Annotated in this window: 26 protein-coding genes and 1 pseudogene; 4 read left to right on the forward strand and 23 right to left on the reverse strand. The window is 66.6% G+C overall.

All coding sequences use genetic code 11. The annotated features are described in order from the left end of the window. Positions 1-72: 72 nt before the first annotated feature. Genes IG169_RS23315 through phnG form a run of 7 tightly spaced genes read right to left on the reverse strand, consistent with a single transcriptional unit; the run spans position 73 to position 5268 of the window. Entirely contained in the window at positions 73-693 is a 621-nt protein-coding gene (locus IG169_RS23315) for a DapH/DapD/GlmU-related protein (protein WP_193178681.1), read from the reverse strand. A gap of 7 nt (positions 694-700) precedes the next feature. Further along, positions 701-1405: a phosphonate C-P lyase system protein PhnL gene (phnL, locus tag IG169_RS23320; protein ID WP_193178682.1), complete on the reverse strand. Its 705-nt coding sequence runs from the start codon at positions 1403-1405 to the stop codon at positions 701-703. Between the two features lie 16 nt (positions 1406-1421). Continuing rightward, a complete protein-coding gene (gene phnK, locus IG169_RS23325) occupies positions 1422-2198 on the reverse strand; it encodes a phosphonate C-P lyase system protein PhnK (protein ID WP_193178683.1) in 777 nt (258 codons plus the stop codon). Further along, complete coding sequence (locus tag IG169_RS23330) at positions 2195-3091, reverse strand: alpha-D-ribose 1-methylphosphonate 5-phosphate C-P-lyase PhnJ (RefSeq protein ID WP_193178684.1); 897 nt, start codon at positions 3089-3091, stop codon at positions 2195-2197. Before IG169_RS23330 ends, phnK begins: the two co-directional genes overlap by 4 nt. Continuing rightward, positions 3088-4191 (reverse strand): carbon-phosphorus lyase complex subunit, encoded by a 1104-nt coding sequence (locus tag IG169_RS23335; protein WP_193178685.1) that lies wholly within the window; start codon positions 4189-4191, stop codon positions 3088-3090. Before IG169_RS23335 ends, IG169_RS23330 begins: the two co-directional genes overlap by 4 nt. Position 4192: 1 nt before the next feature. Then, a complete protein-coding gene (phnH, locus tag IG169_RS23340) occupies positions 4193-4804 on the reverse strand; it encodes a phosphonate C-P lyase system protein PhnH (protein WP_193178686.1) in 612 nt (203 codons plus the stop codon). Beyond that, positions 4804-5268 carry a phosphonate C-P lyase system protein PhnG gene (gene phnG, locus IG169_RS23345; RefSeq protein WP_193178687.1) on the reverse strand — a complete coding sequence of 155 codons (465 nt, stop codon included), beginning with the start codon at positions 5266-5268 and terminating at the stop codon, positions 4804-4806. The genes phnH and phnG overlap by 1 nt, the downstream gene beginning before the upstream one ends. 128 nt (positions 5269-5396) lie before the next feature. Between phnG and phnF the strand changes: the two genes are divergently transcribed. Continuing rightward, entirely contained in the window at positions 5397-6122 is a 726-nt protein-coding gene (gene phnF / locus IG169_RS23350; RefSeq protein ID WP_246717552.1) for a phosphonate metabolism transcriptional regulator PhnF, read from the forward strand. A gap of 3 nt (positions 6123-6125) precedes the next feature. Here the strand turns inward: phnF and IG169_RS23355 are convergent, their stop codons facing one another. Further along, positions 6126-6584, reverse strand: a complete 459-nt coding sequence (locus IG169_RS23355; RefSeq protein ID WP_193178689.1) for an SRPBCC family protein — start codon at positions 6582-6584, stop codon at positions 6126-6128. Between the two features lie 214 nt (positions 6585-6798). On the opposite strand from IG169_RS23355, the gene IG169_RS23360 reads away from it, so the two are divergent. Further along, positions 6799-7806: an LLM class flavin-dependent oxidoreductase gene (locus IG169_RS23360; protein ID WP_193178690.1), complete on the forward strand. Its 1008-nt coding sequence runs from the start codon at positions 6799-6801 to the stop codon at positions 7804-7806. A 19-nt stretch (positions 7807-7825) separates the two neighbouring features. On the opposite strand, the gene IG169_RS23365 is transcribed toward IG169_RS23360, so the two are convergent. The 10 genes from IG169_RS23365 to IG169_RS23410 all read right to left on the reverse strand — a co-directional run bounded on the left by IG169_RS23365 (position 7826) and on the right by IG169_RS23410 (position 17873). After that, complete coding sequence (locus IG169_RS23365) at positions 7826-8614, reverse strand: crotonase/enoyl-CoA hydratase family protein (RefSeq protein WP_193178691.1); 789 nt, start codon at positions 8612-8614, stop codon at positions 7826-7828. Between the two features lie 4 nt (positions 8615-8618). Further along, positions 8619-9491, reverse strand: a complete 873-nt coding sequence (locus tag IG169_RS23370; RefSeq protein WP_193178692.1) for a hydroxymethylglutaryl-CoA lyase — start codon at positions 9489-9491, stop codon at positions 8619-8621. Continuing rightward, complete coding sequence (locus IG169_RS23375; protein ID WP_193178693.1) at positions 9488-11476, reverse strand: acetyl/propionyl/methylcrotonyl-CoA carboxylase subunit alpha; 1989 nt, start codon at positions 11474-11476, stop codon at positions 9488-9490. The genes IG169_RS23370 and IG169_RS23375 overlap by 4 nt, the downstream gene beginning before the upstream one ends. Positions 11477-11567: 91 nt before the next feature. Further along, on the reverse strand, positions 11568-12227 hold the full coding sequence (locus tag IG169_RS23380) for a class I SAM-dependent methyltransferase (protein ID WP_193178694.1): 660 nt from the start codon (positions 12225-12227) through the stop codon (positions 11568-11570). A 30-nt stretch (positions 12228-12257) separates the two neighbouring features. Further along, a complete protein-coding gene (locus IG169_RS23385; RefSeq protein WP_193178695.1) occupies positions 12258-12770 on the reverse strand; it encodes an O-acetyl-ADP-ribose deacetylase in 513 nt (170 codons plus the stop codon). Continuing rightward, on the reverse strand, positions 12758-13714 hold the full coding sequence (locus tag IG169_RS23390; protein WP_193178696.1) for an NAD(P)H-dependent flavin oxidoreductase: 957 nt from the start codon (positions 13712-13714) through the stop codon (positions 12758-12760). The genes IG169_RS23385 and IG169_RS23390 overlap by 13 nt, the downstream gene beginning before the upstream one ends. 22 nt (positions 13715-13736) lie before the next feature. Next, positions 13737-15344 (reverse strand): carboxyl transferase domain-containing protein, encoded by a 1608-nt coding sequence (locus IG169_RS23395; RefSeq protein WP_193178697.1) that lies wholly within the window; start codon positions 15342-15344, stop codon positions 13737-13739. Beyond that, on the reverse strand, positions 15341-16069 hold the full coding sequence (locus tag IG169_RS23400) for a flavodoxin family protein (protein WP_193178698.1): 729 nt from the start codon (positions 16067-16069) through the stop codon (positions 15341-15343). Before IG169_RS23400 ends, IG169_RS23395 begins: the two co-directional genes overlap by 4 nt. Before the next feature lie 33 nt (positions 16070-16102). Continuing rightward, entirely contained in the window at positions 16103-17251 is a 1149-nt protein-coding gene (locus IG169_RS23405) for an isovaleryl-CoA dehydrogenase (protein ID WP_487345384.1), read from the reverse strand. Positions 17252-17258: 7 nt separating this feature from the next. After that, entirely contained in the window at positions 17259-17873 is a 615-nt protein-coding gene (locus IG169_RS23410; RefSeq protein WP_193178700.1) for a TetR/AcrR family transcriptional regulator, read from the reverse strand. Between the two features lie 151 nt (positions 17874-18024). Between IG169_RS23410 and ggt the strand changes: the two genes are divergently transcribed. Then, the gene (ggt, locus tag IG169_RS23415; protein ID WP_193178701.1) at positions 18025-19836 is read left to right on the forward strand and encodes a gamma-glutamyltransferase; all 1812 of its coding nucleotides are present in this window, start codon (positions 18025-18027) and stop codon (positions 19834-19836) included. A gap of 24 nt (positions 19837-19860) precedes the next feature. On the opposite strand, the gene IG169_RS23420 is transcribed toward ggt, so the two are convergent. The 3 genes from IG169_RS23420 to IG169_RS23430 form a co-directional block, all read right to left on the reverse strand. Then, positions 19861-20172, reverse strand: a complete 312-nt coding sequence (locus IG169_RS23420) for a hypothetical protein (protein ID WP_193178702.1) — start codon at positions 20170-20172, stop codon at positions 19861-19863. A 109-nt stretch (positions 20173-20281) separates the two neighbouring features. Beyond that, positions 20282-20578: a YciI family protein gene (locus IG169_RS23425; protein WP_193178703.1), complete on the reverse strand. Its 297-nt coding sequence runs from the start codon at positions 20576-20578 to the stop codon at positions 20282-20284. 58 nt (positions 20579-20636) lie between these two features. Further along, positions 20637-21863: an MFS transporter gene (locus IG169_RS23430; protein ID WP_193178704.1), complete on the reverse strand. Its 1227-nt coding sequence runs from the start codon at positions 21861-21863 to the stop codon at positions 20637-20639. Positions 21864-22125: 262 nt separating this feature from the next. On the opposite strand from IG169_RS23430, the gene IG169_RS23435 reads away from it, so the two are divergent. After that, entirely contained in the window at positions 22126-22680 is a 555-nt protein-coding gene (locus tag IG169_RS23435) for a GNAT family N-acetyltransferase (protein WP_193178705.1), read from the forward strand. A 9-nt stretch (positions 22681-22689) separates the two neighbouring features. Here the strand turns inward: IG169_RS23435 and IG169_RS24475 are convergent, their stop codons facing one another. Both IG169_RS24475 and IG169_RS23445 read right to left on the reverse strand, forming a co-directional pair. Next, positions 22690-23568 (reverse strand): cell wall hydrolase, encoded by an 879-nt coding sequence (locus tag IG169_RS24475; RefSeq protein ID WP_428982284.1) that lies wholly within the window; start codon positions 23566-23568, stop codon positions 22690-22692. A gap of 219 nt (positions 23569-23787) precedes the next feature. Further along, positions 23788-24191: pseudogene (locus IG169_RS23445) on the reverse strand (hypothetical protein); the annotation flags it as partial.

Raw genomic sequence — 24191 nt, forward strand, 5'->3', positions numbered from 1 at the left:
GGCGCCGCGGCGGCCGGTGTCATCCAACTGTCAACAAGAGCGGAAGAAACGGAGCCCGGACGGCGACCGGGTTCAGGCGGATTCGTACTTTTCCAGAAACGCCTCGATATCGAGCGCCCGGAAATCGTCCAGCGCGGCACGCAGCAATGCGTGATCCCAGTCCCACCACGCAAGCGCCTGAAGCCGGTCGGCGACCGCTTTCGGGAACCGTTCGCGGATCGGTTTCGCCGGCACGCCGCCGACGATCATGTAGGGGGCGACGTCCTTCGAGACGACCGCGCCCGCGCCGATGGCCGCCCCGTCGCCGACGGTCACGCCCGGCAGGATCGTCGCGCCGTGGCCGATCCAGGTGTCGTGGCCGATCACGACGCGGTTGCCGCGCCGCCACTCGAAGAATTCGTCCTCGTGGCTGGCGTCCTCGAAATAGTCACCCGCCCGGTAGACGAAATGGTGCTGCGTCGCCCGCCATGTCGGATGGTTGGTCGCGTTGATGCGCACGTGACTGGCGATATTCGCGAATTTGCCGATCGTCGCGCACCACGCCTCGGTCTCGCGGATCAGGTAGGAATAGTCGCCGATCTCGCATTCGGAGACGATGCAGCGCTCGTCGATCTCGGTATAGCGGCCGAGCGTCGAGTTGGTCACCTCGGCGGTCGGATGGATATAGGGTTCGGTGCCGAGCGTCTTGGTCATCGTCGCTTCACGCCGCCTTCGAGGACGCGAACCGGGTTACGTCGATGATCGCGTCGGCGACCTCGTCGCGCACGTCCTGGTCGTGGAAGATGCCGAGTAGTGCGACGCCGGCCTTCTTCTTTTCGGCGATCATCTCGATGACCACCGCGCGGTTCTTCGCGTCGAGCGAGGCCGTCGGTTCGTCAAGCAGCAGCACCGGGTGATCGGTGATGAAACCGCGCGCGATATTGACGCGCTGCTGTTCGCCGCCGGAGAAGGTCGCCGGCGGCAGGTTCCACAGCGTCTCCGGCAGGTTCAGCCGCGAAAACAGTTCCGCGGCGCGCGCGCGCGCCTTGTCCGGATCGGCGCCGCGCTGCGCCAGCGGTTCCGCCGCCACATCGAGCGCCGAGACACGCGGCACGACGCGCAGGAATTGGCTGACATAGCCGATCGTGTCGCGCCGGATCGCGATCACCGTGCGCGGATCGGCGCTGGCGAGATCGACATAGTCGCCATTGTGCCTGACGAGGATCTGCCCTTTTTCGACGCCGTAATTGCCGTAGAGCATTTTCAGGATCGAGCTCTTGCCCGCCCCCGACGGCCCGCCAAGCACGGCGCACTGCCCCGCCTTCAGCGAGAAATCGACATGCTCGACGACGGGAATGACGATCCCGCCGCGCAGATGCATGGTGAAATTCTTGGCGACATCGGAAACGACGACCGGAGTGGGCATGGCTACGCTCCCTTTTCTAAACTTGCAGGATCGAGGATACGAGGAGTTGCGTGTAGGGCGCGCGCGGATCGTCGAGCACCCGGTCGGTCAGCCCCGTCTCGACCACCGCGCCATCCTTCATCACCATCATGCGGTGCGACAAAAGCCGCGCCACCGCGAGATCGTGGGTGACGACGACGACGGCGAGGCCGAGATCGTTGACCAGTCCGCGCAACAGGTCGAGCAGGCGCGCCTGCACCGAGACGTCGAGACCGCCGGTCGGCTCGTCCATGAAGACGAGACGCGGGCCGGTGACGAGATTGCGCGCAATCTGCAGCCGCTGGCGCATGCCGCCCGAGAAGGCGCGCGGCTGGTCGTCGATACGGTCGGCGTCGATCTCGACCCGGCCGAGCCAGTCCGTGGCGGTCTCGCGGATGTTGCCGTAATGACGCTCGCCGACGGCCATCAGCCGCTCGCCGACATTGGCGCCGGCAGACACGCTCATACGCAGCCCGTCGGCGGGATTCTGATGCACGAAGCCCCAGTCGGTGCGCATCAGGAAGCGCCGTTCGGCCTCGCCCATGCGGTAGAGATCGCGGAACTGGCCGTCGCGCATGCGGTAGCTCACCGTGCCCGCCGTCGGCATCAGCCGCGTCGAGATGCAGTTGAGCAGCGTCGTCTTGCCGGAGCCGGATTCGCCGACGATCGCCAGAACCTCGCCCGGCCACAGGTCGAACGAGACGTCCTTGCAGCCGATCCGGTTGCCGTAGAACTTGGATACGCCGCTGACGCGCAGCAGAGGTTGATCACTCATTCCGCAGCCTCCATCGCATCGCCGGCCAGATGGCCTCGATGTCCGTCTTCGCGCCGTTTTTCGCAGTAATCGGTGTCGGAACAGACGAACATCCGCCCGCCCCGGTCGTCGAGGATCACCTCGTCGAGATAGACGCCCTGCGCGCCGCACATCGCGCACGGCTCCTCGAATGTCTGGATCTCGAACGGGTAGTCCTCGAAGTCGAGGCTGACGACCTTCGTGTGCGGCGGCACGGCATAGATGCGCTTCTCGCGCCCCGCCCCGAACAACTGCAATGCATCCGACATGTGCATCTTCGGATTGTCGAATTTCGGCGTCGGCGACGGGTCCATCACGTAGCGATCCTCGACCTTCACCGGATAGGCGTAAGTCGTTGCGATATGGCCATTTTTGGCGATGTCCTCGTAGAGCTTCACATGCATCAGCCCGTATTCGGCAAGCGCGTGCATCTTGCGCGTCTCGGTCTCGCGCGGCTCGAGGAAGCGCAGCGGCTCGGGGATCGGCACCTGGTAGACGAGGATCTGGCCGTCCTTCAGCTTTTCCTCCGGAATGCGGTGGCGCGTCTGGATGATCGAGGCTTTCGCCGTCTCCGTCGTCGTCTCGACATCGGCGACCTTGGCGAAGAAGGCGCGGATCGAAACGGCGTTGGTGGTGTCGTCGGCGCCCTGATCGATGACCTTCAGCACATCATCAGGCCCGATGATCGACGCCGTCACCTGCACGCCGCCGGTGCCCCAGCCATACGGCATCGGCATTTCGCGGCTCGCGAACGGCACCTGGTAGCCCGGAATGGCGATCCCCTTGAGGATCGCGCGCCGGATCATGCGTTTCGTCTGTTCGTCCAGATAGGCGAAATTGTAGGTCGCCAGCCCGTCATCGGTCCCGATCGTCATTCCGCCGCCTCCGGCATGTTGTCTTGCGTGTCGCGCCGCCTGGTGTGTTCGCCGCGCATCCGGCGCACGAGGTCGAGTTCCGCCTGGAAGTCGACATAATGCGGCAGTTTCAGGTGCTCGACGAAGCCCGTCGCCTGGACATTGTCCGAATGCGAAATCACGAACTCCTCGTCCTGTGCCGGCGCGACGATGTCTTCTCCAAGCTCGGCGGCCCGCAAAGCCCGGTCGCACAGCGCCATCGCCATCGCCTTCCTCTCCGACTGGCCGAAGACCAGCCCGTAACCGCGCGTGAACTGCGGCGGCGCCTTGGCCGATCCCTGGAACTGGTTGACCATCTGGCACTCGGTCACGCGGATGCGCCCGAGCGTGATCGCGAAGCCCAGTTCCGGCACATGGAACTCGACATCCACCTCGCCGATGCGGATTTCGCCGGCAAAGGGGTGCGAGCGCGCATAGCCGCGCTGCGTCGAATAGCCGAGCGCCAGCAGGAAACCCTCGTCGCCGCGCGCCAGCGCCTGCAGGCGCGTGTCGCGGGCCATCGGGAATTCCATCGGCGTGCGGGTCAGGTCGCCGACCTCCTCGCTGTCGACCTCGCCGTCGGCTTCGATCAGCCCTTCCTCGGCGAGAATGTCGGAGACGCGCATCGCCGGCGTATCATCGCCGTCGCGCCGTTCCGGTTCGTCGACGGTCTCGTCGCGCGCCAGCGACGGATCGAGCAGGCGATGCGTGTAGTCGAAGGTCGGCCCGAGCATCTGTCCGCCCGGCAGGTCCTTGTAGGTCGCCGAAATGCGCCGCTCGACCTGCATCTTGGCCGTGTCGACCGGCTCGGAATAGCCGAAGCGCGGCAGCGTCGTGCGATAGGCGCGCAGCAGGAAGATCGCCTCGATCAGGTCGCCCCGCGCCTGCTTGATGGCGAGCGCGGCGAGATCGCGGTCATGGACCGATCCCTCGGCCATGACCCGGTCGCAGGCCAGCGCCAGTTGTTCGACGATCTGCTCCAGCGTCAGCGCCGGGACGGAGCGGTCGCCCCGCCGGCGGTCGGCGAGCAGCCGGTGCGCGTTGCGAATGGCGGCTTCGCCGCCCTTGACCGCGACATACATGTCAGAGCTCCTCGTTTCCGATCCGCGCCGTGCGCGGCAGGCAGATGACGGCGTCGGGCGCCGCCAGGATGAGATCGAGACCGCGCGGATAAAGCCCGTTGATCTCGCGCCACTGCACCTCGAAATGCCCCGGCAACGGCCTCGGCGCGATGGCTTGCGTCGTTTCGATGCCCGGCCCGGTCAGCGTCAGCACCGGTCCGCCGGTCAGCGACTCCACCTGCACGATCAGCGTCGTCGAGCGGTCCGGATATTCCTGCGTACCGAGCGCGAAGCCGGTCAGCGGCGGCACGGCGGCCGGATTGGCCGCGAGCGCGAAGACGGCATCCGACGGCGTGCCCGCCAGCGGCGCTCCGGTGTGAAAGGCAAGCCATCCCCTGACCGCTTCGCTTTTCGCCAGTTCCGCATCGAGCCAGAGCGGCGTGTCGGAATCGGCAAGCGCCAGCACGACCGCGGCCGCAGCCGCGTTGAGCGGCGCCGGCGGCATCGCGTCGGTCGCGATCGCCTGAACCGTGCCCGGCCGCGCCATCGCGTCCATCACTGCGCGAAACACCGATTGCGACGCAAAGACCGGATCGCCAAATCCGCCTTCGACAACCTGTCCGGTTACGGCCATCAGTCGTCTCCCCTGACCATTGTGAAGAAATCGACCTTGGTCGCCGCCGTCTCAGACCGGCGCTTGCTGTCGCGCTCGGCCAGCGACGCCTGCAGCGGCCGGACAATCATCTCGTCGATTTTGGATTCCATCGCGGCGTCCTGCGCCAGCGCGTCGAGTATGGCGATCAGCTTCGCCTTGAGGCGATCGCGTCCAAGCGTCAGCGAATGGCCGATTGCGCCGTTTTCCAGCCGCACCGTCGCGCGCGTCGCCGTCGCCTCGCCGAAATTGAACGGCGCACCGCCGCCGCCGATGCGTCCGCGCAGCGCGATCAGCCCGGTTTCGGGCCCGCGCACCATTTCGCAGGCGGGATCGATGCCGAGCTTTTCCCACAACGCCAGGATGTCGCGGCCGTCGGCCGAAGCGAGCGCCGACAGGCGCTTCTGGCGCGCGGCATGGGCCGCCTTGTCTTCCGTTCCTTGCATGCGATTTTCCGTTGCTGACTAACTTGTCTATTGTTATAGACAACTAAACATATTATTCTTCTAACCGTGAGGAATGACAAGAGTGTGACAGACACGCGAAAAAGAGGCGGGAATCATTGGCCGGAGCATTGCTTGAACGAAAGACCGGCGTCGCGCTGTGGCGCCAGATCGCGGACCTGATCCGCTCCGATATCGCGACGGGCGCAACCGCGCGCGAAGGCAGGCTTCCGCCCGAAATGGAGCTTGCCAGGCGCTATGGCGTCAACCGCCACACCGTGCGCTCGGCCATTGCCGCACTGGAACAGGAAGGCGTGCTGCGCTCTGAACAGGGCCGCGGCACCTTCGTCCGGCGGCGCGCGCGGCTGAGCTATCCGATCGCCAAACGCACCCGTTTTTCCGCCGGAATCGGCGGTCAGGCCGGGTCGACCCGGACGCGGCTATTGAAAAGCGGGCGCGAAGACGCAAGCGACACGGTCGCGGAAAATCTGGACATCCGTCCCGGCAGCGAAGTCGTCCGCCTCGAGACCGTCAGCGAGGCAGACGGCGTGCCGGTATCGCGCGCTACCTCATGGTTCGACGCGGCGCGGTTCCCCGATATCGACACCGCCTTCGGGCAGCACGCCTCGATCACCAAGGCGCTTGCCGCCTGCGGTGTGGCAGACTATGTGCGAAAATCGACGGTCATCGAGGCGCGGCACGCGTCCGCCGAGGACATCGAGCTGCTCCGCCTGTCGGCCGGCGCCATCGTGCTGGTCACCCGCGCCAGCAACGCCGACGCCGACGGCAGACCGATCCAGTACGCCGAATCGCGTTTCGCCGCCGACCGGGTCGAACTGAAGATCGAGAACGATTGAGGCTCAGGCCCCTTTCGGCTCCTCGCCGGAAACGACTTCCGCGAATTTGGTGAAGAACATGCCGGCGAGCTTGCGCGAGGTCGACGTGACCAGACGGCTGCCGAGCTGCGCCAGCTTGCCGCCGATATCGGCCTTGGCGTCGTAGCGCAGGATCGTCTCGCCGCCGTCCTCGACCAGCTCCACATCGGCACCGCCCTTGGCGAAACCGGCCGCGCCGCCGCTGCCCTCGCCGCTCAGCGAGAAGCGCTCCGGCGCCTGGCTCGGATCAAGCGTCACCTTGCCGCCGAACCGCGCCTTCACCGGCCCGATCTTCAGCAGAACCTTGGCTTCCAGTTCGGTATCGGAATGCTTGATCAGTTCCTCGCAGCCCGGGATGCATTCCTTGAGGATCTCGGGATCGTTCAGCGCCGCATAGACGCGGTCACGTGGCGCGGCGATGCGCACTTCGTCCTTCAGTTCCATTGTCAAATGATCTCCCTAAGCGACTGGTCAGACTCTTCGTTCCGGACATGGAATAGCGGTTGCCGGCGTGTTTTCCAACCATTGCGACGGCGTCATTCGCCGATGCCTTGCAGCGACGGGTATTGCGAATGACTTGTCCCGGACGCTTGATTACGCGCGGCGCCATCCATAATTCGAGGGCACCGCAAATGACAAAGACAGGACGCCGCAAGCCATGGTCCCCTATTCGCTTCTCGACCTGTCCCCCATCCCCGAAGGATTCGAAGCATCCGATGCGGTACGCAACACGCTCGACCTCGCCCGCAACGCCGAGACTTGGGGCTACAAGCGCTACTGGCTCGCCGAGCATCACAACTCCCCCGGCATCGCCAGTGCCGCGACATCGGTGCTGATCGGTCACGTGGCCGGTGGAACGAAGACGATCCGCGTCGGAGCGGGCGGCATCATGCTGCCGAACCATGCCCCGCTCGTCATCGCCGAGCAGTTCGGCACGCTCGCGACGCTCTATCCCGGCCGCATCGATCTCGGTCTTGGCCGCGCGCCCGGAACCGACATGAATACCGCGAGAGCGTTGCGCCGCGGGATGGAAGGCGCGGACCGCTTTCCCTCAGACGTCGTGGAACTGATCACCTATCTCGACGATCCCGATCCCGAGGCAAAGGTGCGGGCGATTCCCGGCAGTGGCACGAAGGTGCCCGTGTGGATCCTCGGTTCAAGCCTTTACGGCGCGCAACTCGCGGCCCATCTCGGCCTGCCCTACGCCTTCGCGTCGCATTTCGCGCCGGCGGCGCTCGAAGATGCGTCCGAGATCTACCGCCAGACCTTCCGGCCCTCCGTATTCCTCGACAAGCCGCATTTCATGCTGGCGATCAACCTCTTCGCCGCGCCGACGGACGAAGAAGGCCATTTCATCCGGACATCGATGCAGCTCGGATTTGCGCGGCTTCGCACCGGTAAGCCCGGCAAGCTGCCGCGTCCGGTCGAAGACATCGACGCCGCGATCGACCCGATGGTGCGCCCCATGGTCGACGAGGCGCTGCAGATCACCGCCGTCGGATCGCCGGAAAGCGTCAAGAGCCAGCTCGCCGGCTTCATCGCGGCCCACCAGCCCGACGAAGTCATCCTGACGGGCCACATTCACGATCACCAGGCGCGGCTGCAATCGTTCCGCATCGGCGCCGAAGCGATGCAGGCGCTGAACGGCGACGCCGGCGCTCGCTAAGCGGCAAACGGAGCCTGTATCATTCGGAACGCCACGGCGGCGTTTCCTTGGCGAAGAACGCGGCGATGCCCGCCAGCGCCTCGTCGGTTTCCCAGCGGTCGGCGAGCGCGTTCGCGGTCATTTCGGCCTGATTCAGCGGATCGGGTCCGCCGAGTTCGCGGGCGAGCGCCTTGGCGTCGGCGACGGCGCCCGGCGCGCAGCCGAGGATCGCGGCGCACTCCTCCGCGATCGCCTCGTCGAGGCTTTCCGCCGCGCATACCCGAGCGACCAGCCCGCTGCGCAGCGCGAAATCGGTGCCGAACGGCTTGGCGTTGAAGAAGACCTGCCGCGCGAAGCCCTCGCCGAGGCGGCGCACGACGAACGGCCCGATCGTCGCCGGGATGAGCCCCAGCCGGGTTTCGGTCAGTGCGAATTTCGCGGTATCGGCGGCGACGACGATATCGGAGACCGCCATCAGGCCGAGACCACCGCCATAGGCCGCGCCCTGCACCCGCGCGATCACCGGTTTCGGCAGCGCGTTCCATGCGCCGAGCATGGCGGCAAGCGCCCGCGCCTCGGCCATCTTGCCAGCGCGGTCCTTTTCGGCCTGCTCGCGCATCCAGCCCAGATCGCCGCCGGCGCAGAACGACTTGCCTTCGGCGGCAAGCACAACTCCACGCACCGAACTGTCCTCGCCCAGCACATGCGCCGCGCCGGTCAGTTCGGCGATCATCTGCGCGTTCATCGCATTGTGCTTGTCGCCACGCGCGAGCGTCACGGTCGTGATGCCGCGCGCGTCGATCTCGACCCTGATCGTCTGCATGCTCATCGCCCTACTCCCCTGCCCGCGCCGGAACCGCGACGATCTCGTTCGCCAGATAGGCCTCTGCCGCCGCCAGCCGCTCGAAATCGAGCCCGGTCCGCCAGCCCTCCGCCTCCAGCATCCGTGCCAGCGCCGTCGTCGACACGTTGCCTTTCGCGCCCGGCGCATAGGGACAGCCGCCGAGCCCGCCGACCGCGCTGTCGAAGACACGCAGCCCGAAGCCGAGGCTGGCGCGCACATTGTCGAGCGCCCGGTTGTTGGTGTCGTGATAATGCCCGGCGAGCCTGTCCGCCGGAACCGCTTCGAGCACGGCCTTCAGCATCGCCGAGATCGTCTCCGGCGTGCCTTTCCCAATCGTGTCGCCCAGCGAGATCTCGTAGCAGCCCATCGCCAGCAACCTTTCGGCCACGTCGCGCACGGCGGACGGCGCGATGTCGCCCTCATAGGGACAACCGGCGACGCAGGAGATGTAGCCGCGCACCGGAATGCCCGCCGCCGATGCCGCGTCCATGATCGGCCCGAACCGTTCCAGGCTCTCGGCGATCGAGCAGTTGATGTTCTTCCGGCTGAAGGTTTCCGACGCCGCGCCGAAGATCGCCACCTCGTCGGCGCCCGCCGCCAGCGCCCGCTCGAAGCCCTTCAGATTCGGCGTCAGCGCCGCATAGGTCACGCCCGGCGCGCGCCTGATCCCGGCGAGCACCTCCTCGGCGTCGGCCAGCTGCGGCACCCATTTCGGCGATACGAAGCTGGTCGCCTCGATTGTCTCGAACCCCGTCAGCGACAACAGGTCGATCAGCGCGATCTTCTTTTCGGTCGGGATGATCGCCTTTTCGTTCTGCAGCCCGTCGCGCGGCCCGACCTCGTAGATGCGCACATGCGTCACGGCCCGGTCTCCTCGAATAGCACCAGCACCGCGCCGCCCTCGACCGTCTCGCCCTCGGCGCAGAAGACTTCCGCCACCAGCCCGGCGCGCGGCGCGGTGAGGCTCGTTTCCATCTTCATCGCTTCCATGACGATCAGCTTGTCGCCCTTGTCGACGGCGACGCCCGCCCGGACCGCGACCGTGCGCACGATGCCGGTCATCGGCGCCAGGATCGCATCGCCGTGATCGCCGTGATGCGCCGCGACCGCCAGCGGGTCGGGCGCGAGTAGGACATGCGCCGCGCCATCGCACAGCACCGAAACGGCCGTTCCCTCGATGCCCGGATAGGTAACGATGTCGGCCTCCACCCGCGCGCCGGTCTCACCGGTACGCGCGGTCACCCTGGTCCCGTCGCGCGTCAGGTCGCGCGCAAACACGCTCTCCGCGCCGCCTTCGAGAGAGAATGCGCCGTCGCCATGCAGGACCAGCCGCCGTTCCAGTGCCTCGCCGGCATGAATGAAGCGCAGCTTGTGGCTCGCCTCGCCCCACAGCCGCCAGCCGGAAAACCGCGCCGCCGGATCGATGCCCAGCGCGACGACTGCCGCCAGCGCGATCACCGTTTCCGGGAGCGCGACCGGCGCGATCAGCGCATCGAGATCGCGGCCGATCACGCCCGTGTCCACTTCGCCCCGGGCGAAGCCCTCATGCGAAGCCAGCGCGGCAAGGAACGCGGCGTTGGTGACGGTTCCCGCGACATGGGTGGATTTGAGCGCCGCGGCGAGCTTCGCGAGCGCCTCTTCGCGCGTTGCGCCACGGGTGATGATCTTGGCGATCATCGGGTCGTAGAACGGCGTGATCGCGTCACCCGACCGCACGCCCGTGTCGTTGCGGGCCTCGTTGCTGAAGGCGAGATGATGCAGTGTCCCGGTCGCCGGCAGGAAACCGTTGGCCGGGTCTTCCGCGTATAGCCGCGCCTCGAAGGCATGGCCGGATATCGACAGGTCAGCCTGCGCCAGCGGCAGTTTTTCGCCGGCCGCCACCCGCAACTGCCATTCGACGAGATCCTGGCCGGTGATCGCCTCGGTCACCGGATGCTCGACCTGCAGCCGCGTGTTCATTTCCATGAACCAGAACCCGTCCGGCCGGAGCGGCCCCGACCCGTCGGCGATGAACTCGATGGTGCCCGCGCCGGAATAGTCGATCGCTTGTGCCGCCTTGACCGCGGCATCGGTCATCGCCGCGCGCACTTCGTCCGTCATCCCCGGCGCCGGCGCCTCCTCGATCACCTTCTGGTGGCGGCGCTGCAGCGAGCAGTCGCGCTCGAACAGATGCACGACATTGCCGTGATTGTCGCCGAAGACCTGCACCTCGATATGGCGCGGCGAGACGACGAATTTCTCGACCAGCACCCGGTCGTCGCCGAAGGCGGATTTCGCCTCGCGCTTGGCCGCCGCCAGCGCATCCTTGAATTCTTTCGGGTCGTCGACCTTGCGCATGCCCTTGCCGCCGCCGCCCGCGCGCGCCTTGATCAGCACCGGATAGCCGATCTCGTTTGCCTTGGCGGCGAGCACCACGACCTCCTGCGCCTCGCCGTGATAGCCGGGCACGACCGGCACGCCGGCCTTCTCCATCAGCCGCTTGGCAGCGTCCTTCAGCCCCATGGCGCGTATTGACGCCGCCGACGGCCCGACGAATATCATCCCGGCCGCTTCGACCGCCTCGACGAAACCCGGATTTTCCGACAGGAACCCGTAACCCGGATGCACCGCCTGCGCGCCGGTCTTTCGCGCCGCCGCGATGATCGCATCGGTGTCCAGATAGCTTTCCGCGGCCGGCGGCGGTCCGATCCGCACGGCCTCGTCGGCCATGCCGACATGCAGGGCGCCGGCATCGGCGTCCGAATAGACGGCGACAGTCCTGACGCCCAGGCGCCGGGCGGTGCGGATGATCCGGCAGGCGATTTCCCCGCGGTTGGCGATGAGAAGCTTGGAAATTGAAATCGTCATGCCCGTCATCCTTAGTTCCTTTCGCGCACGATGGAAGCCACCCTTGCGGATGCAACGGATAAGCCGGCGACCGGCACATGCACGACCGCGGTCATCGCGGCGATGCGACGACGACACATGACGTCACCCCCCATGCCGCAACCGTGCCCGAATGCGCGATCGACCACTGTTCCGGCGCGAACATGGCCGGCAGGTCGACCGGCCTGCATCCGCCTGTGAGCACCGGCGAGATGCGATGGATGGCGCTCCAGACCGAACTCACGGTCGACGCCGCGAATCCGGCCCCCGGCGCGATACTGGCGGCGCACAGAAATCCGCCGGGCGCCAGCGCGTCCCGCGATGCCTCAAGGAAGATTTCGATTTGATCCTCCGGCAAAAGATCGAGCACGTAACTCGTGACGATCCGGTTGAACTTCATCTCGCCGAACAGGGAACGCAGCGCGCCGGTATGCTCGAACACGCGCGCACGCGGTCCGAACCGTTGCAGACGCTTGCCCGCCAGCGCGACCATTTTCGGGCTGATGTCGCAGGCGGTATAACGGGCATCGTCCGGCAACTCGTCCCTGAGCAGGCGTCCCGCGAGCCGGCCGGTACCGCAGCCGAATTCGAACACCGAGGCGGCCGAATCGAACCGTCCCTCGCGGATCAGCCGTTTCAGGGCGGGATCCTCGTAGAAGGCCTGGCTGTCCTCCAGCGAACCCACGAGGTCGTAGAAACGCCGGGCGCCCTTCGGCGACAGAAATCGTCTCATGGCGAATACCTCACGTGACAAGACGGCATGTCAGAGCACCGCCATGGCCGACCGGTGAAGTTCGGCCGAGTCCCGGCTGAAGCAGCAGAACGTCACGATCTCGATTTCGGGATGGGAGGCAAGCGTGTCCGCCACGGTCACGACGGCAATCCGCGCCGCTTCGTCGGCCGGATAGCCGTAAATACCGGTCGAGATCGCCGGGAAAGCGATTGTCGAACAATCATTTGCGGCGGCAAGTTGAATCGAATTGCGATAGCACGATGCGAGCAGATCCGCCTCGCCGCGGCTACCGCCATGCCAGACCGGGCCGACCGTGTGGATGACAAAGCGCGCCGGCAAGCGATAGCCCTTGGTGATCTTCGCCTGCCCGGTCTCGCAGCCGCCGAGTGTGCGGCATTCGGCCAGAAGCTCCGGCCCCGCCGCGCGGTGGATCGCGCCATCCACCCCGCCGCCGCCGAGAAGCGAGGAATTTGCCGCGTTGACGATGGCGTCGACGTCGAGCGTCGTGATGTCGCCCTGCCAGACCCGCATCATCGCCGCCATCCCCCGCCCAGAAGCGCCTCCGCGTCCGCGGCGATGCGCGTCACGATCTCGCCCGCCGGCGCGATATCGCGGATCAGTCCTGCGGCCTCGCCGACGATGGCCGGCGCGCCCTCGGCGTCACCCGCCGCGATCGCTTCGGCGTAACCGCCGCCATCGGCCTGGCGCAGCCCTTCGGGGTCGTCCTGCCACCGGTCGGTGAAGGCGTTGCGCAGCGTCCGGATGGTGAAGGGCGCGGGCCAGTCGAGTTTCCGGGCGATGTCCGGAAGCGAGGAACGCAGCGTCGCGTCGCCATCGGCCCGAACGGCGGCCGACTGGAAACCGTCGGCAACCAGCGCCTCCCGGCTGGCCCAGAGCCGCGTTCCGACGAGAACCCCGTCCGCGCCGAGCATCAGCGCTGCCGCGAGACCCCGGCCGTCGGCGATGCCGCCCGCCGCCAGCAGCAACACGTCCGGCGCCTGCGCGGCCAGCAGATCGGCCACCTCGGGAACCAGCGTCATCGTCGCCCGCGTCGCGCCATGGCCGCCCGCTTCGCCGCCTTGCGCGACGATCGCCGTGGCGCCTGCCTCCAGCGCGCGCCGGGCGTGATCGAGCGTCTGCACCTGGCAGATCAGCGGCACGCCCGCCGCGCGGATTTCGTCGGCAAAAGGCACCGGATCGCCAAAGGACAGGAACAGCGCCTTCGGCTTGCGCGCCAGCGTTTCGGTCAGGAGTTCCGGCTTCTCGGCCAGTTTCCAGGTAATGAAGCCGCAGCCCACAGCCGCGTTGCCAGCCGCGCGGAACTGTTTTTCCAGCCATTCCGGATCGCCATAACCGCCGCCGATCAGGCCGAGGCCGCCGGCGCCCGTAACCGCCGCGGCGAGCGCGCCGCCCCCGGCGATCGCCATCGGCGCCGAAACGATCGGATGGTCGAGCCCGAAGGCGCGTGTCAATCGCGTTTCGATCATCGGTCTTCCTCCTCGCCGGCCCTTACATCCTGAAGACGCCGAACTTCGTTTCATCGACCGGCGCGTTGAGCGCGGCCTTCAGGCTGAGCGCGACCACGTCGCGGGTCTTGCGCGGGTCGATGATGCCGTCGTCCCAGAGCCGCGCCGAAGCATAGAGCGGGTGCGACTGGCGCTCGAACATTTCCAGCGTCGGCCGCTTGAACTCCATTTCCTCCTCTGCCGACCACGTGCCGCCCTTCGCCTCGATGCCCGCGCGTTTGACGTTTGCGAGCACGCCCGCCGCCTGCGGCCCGCCCATCACGGCGATGCGCGCATTCGGCCACATCCACAGGAAGCGTGGGCTATAGGCGCGCCCGCACATGCCGTAGTTCCCCGCCCCGTAGGAGCCGCCGATGATAACCGTCACCTTCGGGACCGCCGCCGTCGAGACCGCCGTCACCAGCTTGGCGCCGTCGCGCGCAATGCCGCCGGCCTCGTATTTCGAGCCGACCATGAAGCCGGTGATGTTCTGCAGGAAGAGAAGCGGGATCTTCCTCTGGCAGCACAGTTCGATGAAATGCGCGCCCTTGAGCGAACTTTCCGAAAACAGCACGCCATTGTTGGCGAGGATGCCGACCGGCACGCCGTCGATATGGGCGAAGCCGGTCACCAGCGTCGTGCCGTAGCGCGGCTTGAATTCGGCAAAGTCGGAGCCGTCGACGAGCCGCGCAATGATCTCGCGCACGTCATAGGGCGTCTTCGTGTCGGCCGGCACGATGCCCATGATGTCGTCGGCGGAAAAAAGCGGCGCGTGCGGTTCGGCAAGCGCGATGTTAGGCGCGGGCGCGGGCCCGAGATTGCGCACGATCTCGCGCGCCAGCGCCAGCGCGTGGTCGTCATTGTCGGCGAGATAGTCGGCGACGCCGGACAGTCTCGTATGGGTGTCGCCGCCGCCCAGCGTCTCGGCGTCGACCACCTCGCCCGTCGCCTCCTTCACCAGCGGCGGCCCGGCGAGAAAGATCGTGCCCTGTTCCTTGACGATGATGGTCTGGTCGCTCATCGCCGGGACATAGGCGCCGCCCGCCGTACACGACCCCATCACCACGGCGATCTGCGCGATCCCCTTGGCGCTCATGTTCGCCTGGTTGAAGAAGATGCGTCCGAAATGGTCGCGGTCCGGGAAGACCTCGTCCTGGTTCGGCAGGTTCGCCCCGCCCGAGTCGACCAGGTAGATGCAGGGCAGCCGGTTCTCCTCGGCGATCTCCTGGGCGCGCAGATGCTTCTTGACCGTCAGCGGATAATAGGTTCCGCCCTTCACCGTCGCGTCATTGCACAGGATCATGCAATCGCGCCCCTCGACCCGGCCGATCCCGGCAATCGCGCCCGCCGCAGGGATGTCGTCGCCATAAACGCCGCGCGCCGCGAAAAGCCCGATCTCGAGAAACGGCGAACCGGGATCGATCAGCCCGGCGATGCGGTCGCGCGGCAAGAGCTTGCCGCGGGAAACATGCCGCTCGCGCGAAGACTGCGATCCGCCCTGCATGACGCGTTCCGCCTCGACGGCGACGACCGCGCATTGCGCCTCCATCGCTTCGCGGTTGGCCGCGAAATCGGAGGAGGAATGGGAGATGGCTGAGGAAAGGACTGTCATCGGTACTCCGGATTGGGATGATCGAAACGCCGGCCCTCGTTCCATTCGGGAACCGAATTGCCCTGCGCCGGGATGCCGCCGGCATCGGCGAGCATCTTCGCGATATGCATCAGGTTCCATGTCATGAAGGTCAGGTTTCGCTTGGTGAAATCATTATCGAAGCCGGCACGGCTGCCGTCGTCCAGTTCGTCGCCGTAGGACGGCCCCGGCCCGGCCTCTCCGATCCAGCCACAATCGGCCTGCGGCGGGACCGTGTAGCCGACATGCGCCATCGCGTACTGGCAGGTCATGGCCGCATGCTTGACGCCGTCCTCGTTGCCGGTGACGATGCAGCCGCCGGTCCTGCCGTAGAAAATGTACTGCCCCTTGTCGTTGCGTTGCCCCGAATGGGCATAAAGCCGCTCGATGATGACGCGGCAGATCGATGATTCCTCGCCCAGCCAGAGCGGCGTCCCGATGACGAGAATGTTCGCGGCCTTCACTTGCGGCCAGAAAATGTCCGGCCACTCGTCGGTTTCGGCGCCGTAATCGCGCATGTCGGGATAGACGCCGAAGGCGATCCGGTAGTCGGCGGCACGCAGATAGGACACCTCGACGCCGTTGGCTTCCATGATCGCCATGGAATCCTGCATCAGCGTTTCGGTATGCGAGATGCCCTGCGCGCTCGTCTTTAGCGTGCAGTTGATGAACAGGGCCTTGAGGCCCTTGAAGTCGGTTCCCGGCATGTCGCACCTCCCTTTCGCCGATCGAATTGCAGGTTACTTCGTCTCCGCAAACAATTCCCGCCCGATCAGCATGCGGCGGATCTCGCTGGTGCCCGCGCCGATCTCGTAGAGCTTGGCGTCGCGCAGCAGCCGACCGGTCGGGTATTCGCTGGTGTAGCCGTTGCCGCCGAGGCACTGGATCGAATCGAGCGCGACCTGGGTCGCCTTTTCCGCCGCGTAGAGGATGCAGCCCGCCGCATCCTGCCTCGTCGTCTCACCACGGTCGCAGGCCGCCGCCACGGCATAGACATAGGCCCGGCAGGCATTCATCGTGGTGTACATGTCGGCGAGCTTGCCCTGCATCAGCTGGAACGTGCCGATCGGCTGGCCGAACTGCTGGCGCTCATGCACATAGGGCATGACCACGTCGAGCGCCGCCGCCATGATGCCGACCGGGCCGCCGGCCAGCACGACGCGCTCGTAGTCGAGGCCGGACATCAGCACGTTTACGCCCTTGCCCTCGTCGCCAAGCACGTTCTCGAACGGCACCTCGCAATCCTCGAACACCAGTTCGCAGGTGTTGGAGCCGCGCATGCCGAGCTTGTCGAGCTTCTGCGCCGTGGAAAATCCCTTCATCCCCTTCTCGACCAGGAAGGCCGTGATGCCGCGCGGCCCCGCGTCCGGGTCGGTCTTGGCGTAGACAATCAGCGTCGAGGCATCCGGCCCGTTGGTGATCCACATCTTGTTGCCGTTGAGGACGTAGCGGTCGTTGCGCTTCTCGGCCCTGAGCTTCATCGACACGACGTCGGAGCCGGCGCCCGGCTCGCTCATCGCAAGCGAGCCGACATGCTCGCCCGACAGCAGTTTCGGCAGGTATTTCGCCTTCTGCTCCGGCGTCGCCCAGCGGTTGATCTGGTTGACGCAGAGATTGGAATGGGCGCCGTAGGACAGCCCGACCGAGGCCGACGCCCGGCTGATCTCCTCCACCGCGACCGTATGGGCGAGATAGCCCATCGCCGCGCCGCCGTCGGCCTCCGGCACCGTAATTCCGTGCAGGCCGAGCGCGCCCATCTTTTCCCAGAGATCCATCGGGAAGTCATTCGTCGCGTCGATCTCCGCGGCGCGCGGCGCGATCTCGTCCTGCGCGAAACGCCGCACCGTGTCGCGCAGCGCCTCGATCTCCTCGCCGAGCCCGAAAGTCATCGTCTTGTCAAACATGTTCCACTCGCTCCCTCCGGCAGCCGACGCTGCCCAGAACCATTGATACGTAGATATCCTCGATCTTCGCCTGCGACAGCCGCCCGCCGGAACGGTACCATGTGTTGACGCCGGTGATCATGGCAAGAATCGCCATCGCCGCGACATGCGGGTCGGCGATGGCGAATACGCCGTTCTCCATCCCGCGCCGCAGAATATCGCGCAGGATCGCTTCATATTTTCCGCGCAAGCGGCTGATATCGCGAAAGCCTTCCCCTTCGAGCGACCGCAGCTCCATGTAGGAAATGAACACCGCGTCCGGCCTCTTGATGTGGTAGCCGATATGGAACCGGGCGAAGCGGTCGAGCGCCGCGACGCTCTCCTCGCCCGGCTGCCGTTCGGCGTCCCAGGCCTCCAGCAACTGCTCCATGTGGTCGCGCATGATGTCGACCAGCAATTGCTGCTTGTTGGCGTGATACTTGTAGAGCGCGCCGGCCTGCACGCCGACGCGGTCGGCGATCTGGCGCATCGACACCGCCTCGTAGCCGTAGCGGGCGAACAGCGCGAGACTGGCCTCGCGGATCGCCCGCGCGGTCGCTTCGCCATCGGAGCCTGCCGTTCGCGCCAAGCCGTACCTCCTTAATTAAACGCTTGTTCATTTAATTGCATGATCCCCCTCGCCGGTCAATCACCAGCCGGACGCGAACTTGCGCCGCGGGTTCTTGCCCGCGTAACATTCCGGTCCATCTAATGGCGACACCGGAAGCAAGGAACCGCCCATGTCCCGCCGAACCTATCTGCTCGCCGCTCTCGGCCTCGGGGCGCTGGCGATCGCCGCCGTCGCGCAGGAAGCCTCCGACACGGTCGCGCCCGAATCCGGCACGGCGGGAACGGTGCTCGTCACCTCCGACGCGATTCGCAATGCGCAGGATGCCAAGCTTGCCGGCAAACCCGTCAAGGCGAAGAAATGGATGGTAGCCGCAGCCAATCCGCTGGCCGTCGAAGCGGGCGCGAAAGTGCTGCGCGCCGGTGGCAGCGCCGCCGACGCCATGGTCGCGGTCCAGTCGGTCCTCGGCCTGGTCGAACCGCAGTCGTCCGGCTTCGGCGGCGGCGCCTTCCTGGTCTGGTACGACGCCGCGACGGGCAAGGTGACGACGCTCGACGGACGCGAGACCGCACCGCTGGAGGCGACCCCGACGCTCTTCCAGGACGAGAACGGCGAGCCGCTGAAATTTTTCGACGCTGTCGTCGGTGGCCGGTCCGTCGGTACGCCGGGCACGCCGATGCTGATGGAGGAAGCCTGGAAGCGCTGGGGCAGGAAGGACTGGGCCAGCCTGTTCGGCGACGCCATTACGCTCGCCGACCAGGGATTTCCGATCTCGCCGCGTCTCGCCGGCCTGATCGCCGCCGACACCGAGAGGCTGGCCCGCTTCAAGACCACGGCGAATTATTTCATGCCCGGCGGCCAGCCGCTCGAGGCCGGCATCCGCCTGCAGAACCCGGCCTATGCCGACACACTGCGCACATTCTCCGAAGGCGGCGCCGACGTCTTCTATTCGGGATCGATCGCCCGCGACATCGTCGACACCGTGCGCAACGCGCCGGGTAATCCCGGCGTCTTGTCGATGAAGGATTTCGCGACCTACTCGGTCAGGGAACGCGAGCCCGTCTGCGCGCCCTATCTCGGCACGCAGGTCTGCGGCATGGGACCGCCCTCCTCCGGCGCGCTCACCGTCGGCCAGATCCTCGGCATCGTCGGCAACTTCGCGCTCGGCACGCTCGGACCGGACGACCCCGAGTCCTGGCGCCTGATCGGCGACGCCTCGCGCCTCGCCTTCGCCGACCGTGGCCGTTACATGGCCGACAGCGACTTCGTGCCCGTCCCGGTTAAAGGCCTCGTCGATCCGGCCTATCTCGAGGAGCGCGCCGGCCTGATCGAGGGCGACAGGACGGACCCGGGCAAGGCGCTGAAGGATGTCTCGCCCGGCGAACCCGCCTTCGACCATGCGATGCTGCTCGGCGACGACATCTCGATCGAACTCCCCTCGACGAGCCACATCTCCATCGTCGACGCCGACGGCAACGTCCTGTCGATGACGACCACGATCGAGAACGGTTTCGGCTCGCGCCTGATGACGAACGGCTTCCTGCTGAACAACGAACTGACCGACTTCTCCTTTGCGACCCAGAACAACGGCCGTCCGATCGCCAACCGCGTCGAGCCGGGCAAGAGGCCGCGCTCCTCGATGTCACCGACGATCGTGCTGCGCGACGGCAAGCCGGTTCTCGCCATCGGCTCGCCCGGCGGCAGCCGCATCATCGGTTACGTCGCGCAGGCGATCATCGCCCATCTCGCCTGGGGCATGGACGTCCAGCAGGCGGTCTCCATGCCGCACCGCGTCAACCGCTTCGGCACCTACGACCTGGAGGAAGGGACCGACGCGGCCGCCATGCAGCCCGATCTCGAACAGATGGGCTACAAGGTTTCGGTTACCGGCCTGAACTCCGGATTGCAGGCCATCGCGATCACGCCGGACGGGCTCGAAGGCGGCGCCGATCCGCGCCGCGAGGGAATTGCCTTGGGAGAATGAGACGCGCCGGGTCCGGCCTGCCGCTCACCAGGCCTGGCCATAGCCGCCGGGCAGCGTCGAGACCGGCGGCTGGCCGGCGGCGGCCGCGGCGAACGCACGCGACATCGCGCCGCCGGTGACGATCATCAGCGCGAGATCGGTGACGTCGACGCGCGACAGCGGTTGCCGGCCCGCGCCTTCCGTCTGCACGCGCAGGGCGACTTTGGTGCGAAGGGCCTCGTCCTCGAGCGCGAGGAACATCTCCTCGATCCCGGTTTCGCCGGCTGCCGCAATCGACTGCGCGCCGGCGCCGGGGCGCATGCCATATCCATCGAAAATGGATGCAATCGCGTTCAAGACCTGTCTCCTGTTTCGGACAGGATGCCCGCCGAACCTCAAAAACAGCCTGACGGAAGAGGCGGAATTTTCGTCAATATCGAACGATTGCTCTTATCCGGGAGGACGGCTATCCCGCCATGCCGAACGCCTTGGCGATGTCGTCGCGCGCCATGGTCGGACTGAATTCGATTACCTCGTAGTCGGCGAGACCTTCGCGGTGGAACGGGTCTTCCGCCAGCACCCGGTCGAGCGCATCCCGGTCGAGGCCGTCGGCGAGGATGACGCCGCCGGTGCGCGGAACCTTGCGCCCCGAGGCGAGAAAGTGGCCGGCATCGTAGTGCCGGTTGAGAAAGGCGACATGTTCCCCGATCGCCGCGTCGATGCGCTCGAGCGGCACGCGGTAGGTGAGCGAGACGATGAACATCGCGATGTCTCCCTGGAAAATGAAACGGTCTCCTGATGTCCGATTCCGGCTGGGAGCGTCAATGCCAGGCGGCAACCGGCGTGCGCCGCCGCACCGTAACGAAGAGCGTGCCCGCCAATACGAGGTTGATTACCCCGGCCAGCGCCGCATTGGCGAAGCTCACCGTGTAGCCGCCGGTAATGTCGAAAAACAGGCCGCCCTGGTAACCGCCGAGGCCATGCCCCAGCCAGGCGAAGGCGAGGATGATCCCCGTCGAGATGCCGCGCCGCGAGGCCGGCGTCAGTGACCGTATCGTGATCAGCACTCCTGTCATCACCCCGGCATAGCCGAAGCCGTATATCGGCGCGAAGATGTAGAACGAGGAAAGATCGTTGATCTGCGTGAAGCCGAACACCAGGAGCGTCTGCCACAGCGACGCCGTCATGTAGGCGGGGATCGCGCCCACCATGTCGGCGAAGCGGCCGAAGGCGACGCGGCCGAGAATCGCGACCAGCAGCATCACGAACAGGACGCTGCCCGCTTCCGGGGCGGAGATGCCGCGCCCCTCGATGAGCGGCACCAGATGCATCAACGGCACGGACATGCAGGTGCAGCAGCCGAGGACCGCGGCCGAAAGCCAGGCGACGATCACCGGAGTCGGCAGCGGCGCACCGTCGTCGCCCGCATCGGACGAAGCGGCCGCGCCGGTGGCGGCACGGACCGGCGGTTCGCGGGTCAACAGCGCGAGCGGCACCAGCGTCGCCAGCGAGATTGCGCCGAGCCCCAGCATCGCGCCGCGCCAGCCGAATGCGTTGATCAGATAGGCAGAACCAAACGGCACGCCGCCCTGCCCGACCGCCTGGCCGGCGGATGCGATGCCGATCGCGAGCCCGGCGCCCGCCCGGAACCAGTTGCCGACCAGCGCGATCAGCGGCGCGAAAAGCGAGCCGCCGCCAAAGGCGCCGGCAAGAAAGAAAAGAACATAGAGCTGCCACAGCGCGTTGGCCCGCGACGCGGCGAGCACGCAGACGCCGACGACAACCGCGCCGAACAGGCAGACGTAACGGATATTCGTTCTGTCGGCGAGGCCGCCCATCGCGATGCCCCCGGCGGCAAGGCCGACGAGCCCGAACGTGTTGATCAGCGCGATCGACCCGCGGGTCCAGCCGAATTCCTGCTCCAGCGGAATGAAGAACACTGACAGGCCGTTGACGAGCAGGCCCATGGAAATCGCCAGCATCGCCGCCGCCGCGGCCACGATCACCCAGCGATAGGCAGTTTCCCCGACAGCGTTACCGTTGGTCATCGAAATACCGCATGGGACCGATCCTCGCCTCTCCCTGGCGGCGCGCAGGATATCACGCAGCGGTCATGCTGTCCCCGGCGGGCGGGGTGGAAGCGAAGACCGACCTGTTCCGCAGCAGTTCGCAGCCCGCGCCGGCCGCATGGCACCCATGCAAACACGGCACCTCTGCCCGCGGTGCAGCAACCTATATGATGCGAATGACAGCGTTCGCGACGAGTCGCGACAGATGTCCGAATTCCGGGAGGAACAACCGGAGATTCACATGCGAAGCTTTCGAAAACTGACGGACCGCGAAAGGCCTCTCCTCGAGGAGCATCTGCTTCGCGTCGGCGGCGACGACCGCGTGATGCGGTTCATGGCTGGTGTCAACGACGATTACGTGCGCACGCACGTCTCCCGGATCGGCTGGCCGCACGCCGTCGTCACCGGCTGTTTCGTCGACGGCACGCTGCGCGGCGCGGCGGAACTGTGGTTCGACACCCCGATGACGGGGCGGTGCGAGCTGGCGCTGACGGTCGAGCACGATTTCCAGGGCGCCGGCATCGGCACCGAACTGATGCGCCGCGCGCTTGTGCTGGCGCGCAACCGGGGGGCGGAGACGGCCTATCTCGCCTGCCTGCCCCAAAACCGGAAGATGCAGCACATCGTCGAGAAGATGGGGCGCACGGTGACGACCAGCGGCAGGGGCATGACGGAATCCGAGATCGCGATTTCCGGCCCGTCGCACATGTCGCTGTGGCAGGAGATCGCCGGCGACGGGATCGGCGTCATCGACTCCCTCGTCGAGCGGATGGGCTACCCGCGCGCCGCGGCCTGACCGCGGCCGCTATTTCCAGCCGCCGCCATGGGTGCGGAAGAATTCATGCGTGCCGATGCTGGCCATCTTGACCATGGAATTGGCCCAGCGCGGCTGCACGTAGCTGGCGAAATAATGCGTCGCCGAGCCGACCTCGGGAACCGACATCTGGCCGTTGGTCACCTCGGCGGCGATTTTCTTGGCCCGTTCCCAGGGCCGCAGGCGGGCAATCGTGTCGGGGGCGCCGTCGCAGGCGAAGGAGAACTGGCAGCGATTGCGCTGACCGGCATTCTGGTAGACCACGCCGCAGACCGTGTCGGGATAGGCGGGATTGCGCACCCGGTTCAGGATCACCTGCGCGACCGCGGCCTGGCCCTTGGCCGATTCACCCCTCGCCTCGAAATAGAGCGCGGTGGCGAGGCAGGTCTGCTGCTTGGCGGAGAACGTGCCGGCGGAAAGTGGCTTGCGCATCCATGCGGGATCGCCCTTGCGCACCGGCGGCTCGGCATAGAAGGCAAGCGGCGACCAGACCAGTTTCTTCGCTTCGAACGGCGTATAGGCGATCGCCAGGGCATCGGCCGCCGCGTCGGCCACCGGGCCGGCCTCCATCGGCAAATGGCCGGCAAGCCTTGCGGGCGCGACCGTTTCGAAGCCGCGCCGGATCGCCAGATCCGCGTCAGGCCCCTGCGCGCGGCTGACCGCCCACCAGCGGCCGCTCTTGTTGTCCTGGTTGACCTGGAGGTCTGCGTCGCGGGAAATGGGCGCGGTCCAATCGTCTATATTGAACTCGGGCAGCGCCGCCTGGGTCGGCAGCGACAGGTTGGCGAACATCGCGATCAGCGGCAGTACCGCGATGCGAAGTCCCCGTGCGAATGCGCGCTGGCTATCGTCCCCGCCGGAAAGCCGCACTACCCCTCCATTCCGCGTTTGTTAGCTTTTGATTAACCCTAACGGTCCGTTAAGGCCGGAGAGACGACCTCTCACGGGCGAATGGGGCAAAAAGGAGGCAAGCGCCGCAATTGCGCAAATTTGCCGCATCGACGGGCCGATTTTCGGGTGCGCGTGCGTCATTATCTCCGCGCTTCCGTTCCGAAGCCGGATGTCCCGGACAGACCCTGCCCCCGCCCCTCACGACGTGTCGCGCCGCTCGAGATCAAGCGCCAGCGCATGGCACTCGGCGAGCACGTCGTCGACTTCGTGAAACGCCCGCTTGCGGCGGCCGGGCGGCCAGCCGGGCCGCATTGGCGAGAAATATTTGCTTCGGTTGAGACCGAGGTCGCGCCTTGCCCGCCAGCGGGCGAGGCGTTTGGCGTGGCCGTCGAGATCGTCGAGCGCGCGTTTCAGCCCGGCGAGCCGGCGGCGCAGCCGAGCCGCGTCGATCGCGTCGTCGGGCGTGGGGTTCCGGATTTCGGGGATCGGGCGCGGTTCGGAAATGCCGATGACGCAGATGCGCGGGAAGGATTTCGCGCGGCGTCTCTTCGGGCGGACATCGAAGCGCTTGCGCGGATCGAGCAGGGGCAAGGCCGGCGCGG

Source organism: Oricola nitratireducens (assembly GCF_014904745.1).
Lineage (GTDB): Bacteria > Pseudomonadota > Alphaproteobacteria > Rhizobiales > Rhizobiaceae > Oricola > Oricola nitratireducens.

Excerpts from the sequence above, each read along its gene's own strand:
- IG169_RS23365 (WP_193178691.1), bottom strand. The coding sequence starts at position 8,614 with ATGAGCATGCAGACGATCAGGGTCGAGATCGACGCGCGCGGCATCACG.
- IG169_RS23400 (WP_193178698.1), bottom strand. The coding sequence starts at position 16,069 with ATGCCGGGAACCGACTTCAAGGGCCTCAAGGCCCTGTTCATCAACTGC.
- phnH (WP_193178686.1), bottom strand. The coding sequence starts at position 4,804 with ATGGCCGTAACCGGACAGGTTGTCGAAGGCGGATTTGGCGATCCGGTC.
- IG169_RS23330 (WP_193178684.1), bottom strand. The coding sequence starts at position 3,091 with ATGACGATCGGGACCGATGACGGGCTGGCGACCTACAATTTCGCCTAT.
- IG169_RS23360 (WP_193178690.1), top strand. The coding sequence starts at position 6,799 with ATGGTCCCCTATTCGCTTCTCGACCTGTCCCCCATCCCCGAAGGATTC.
- phnK (WP_193178683.1), bottom strand. The coding sequence starts at position 2,198 with ATGAGTGATCAACCTCTGCTGCGCGTCAGCGGCGTATCCAAGTTCTAC.
- IG169_RS23375 (WP_193178693.1), bottom strand. The coding sequence starts at position 11,476 with ATGACGATTTCAATTTCCAAGCTTCTCATCGCCAACCGCGGGGAAATC.
- phnL (WP_193178682.1), bottom strand. The coding sequence starts at position 1,405 with ATGCCCACTCCGGTCGTCGTTTCCGATGTCGCCAAGAATTTCACCATG.
- IG169_RS23390 (WP_193178696.1), bottom strand. The coding sequence starts at position 13,714 with ATGATCGAAACGCGATTGACACGCGCCTTCGGGCTCGACCATCCGATC.
- IG169_RS23385 (WP_193178695.1), bottom strand. The coding sequence starts at position 12,770 with ATGGCGGCGATGATGCGGGTCTGGCAGGGCGACATCACGACGCTCGAC.
- IG169_RS23355 (WP_193178689.1), bottom strand. The coding sequence starts at position 6,584 with ATGGAACTGAAGGACGAAGTGCGCATCGCCGCGCCACGTGACCGCGTC.
- IG169_RS23425 (WP_193178703.1), bottom strand. The coding sequence starts at position 20,578 with ATGTTCATCGTCTCGCTCACCTACCGCGTGCCGCTCGAGCGCATCGAC.
- IG169_RS23430 (WP_193178704.1), bottom strand. The coding sequence starts at position 21,863 with ATGACCAACGGTAACGCTGTCGGGGAAACTGCCTATCGCTGGGTGATC.
- IG169_RS23315 (WP_193178681.1), bottom strand. The coding sequence starts at position 693 with ATGACCAAGACGCTCGGCACCGAACCCTATATCCATCCGACCGCCGAG.
- IG169_RS23435 (WP_193178705.1), top strand. The coding sequence starts at position 22,126 with ATGCGAAGCTTTCGAAAACTGACGGACCGCGAAAGGCCTCTCCTCGAG.
- IG169_RS23335 (WP_193178685.1), bottom strand. The coding sequence starts at position 4,191 with ATGTATGTCGCGGTCAAGGGCGGCGAAGCCGCCATTCGCAACGCGCAC.
- IG169_RS23380 (WP_193178694.1), bottom strand. The coding sequence starts at position 12,227 with ATGAGACGATTTCTGTCGCCGAAGGGCGCCCGGCGTTTCTACGACCTC.
- IG169_RS23395 (WP_193178697.1), bottom strand. The coding sequence starts at position 15,344 with ATGACAGTCCTTTCCTCAGCCATCTCCCATTCCTCCTCCGATTTCGCG.
- IG169_RS23405 (WP_487345384.1), bottom strand. The coding sequence starts at position 17,251 with ATGACTTTCGGGCTCGGCGAGGAGATCGAGGCGCTGCGCGACACGGTG.
- phnG (WP_193178687.1), bottom strand. The coding sequence starts at position 5,268 with ATGCAAGGAACGGAAGACAAGGCGGCCCATGCCGCGCGCCAGAAGCGC.
- ggt (WP_193178701.1), top strand. The coding sequence starts at position 18,025 with ATGTCCCGCCGAACCTATCTGCTCGCCGCTCTCGGCCTCGGGGCGCTG.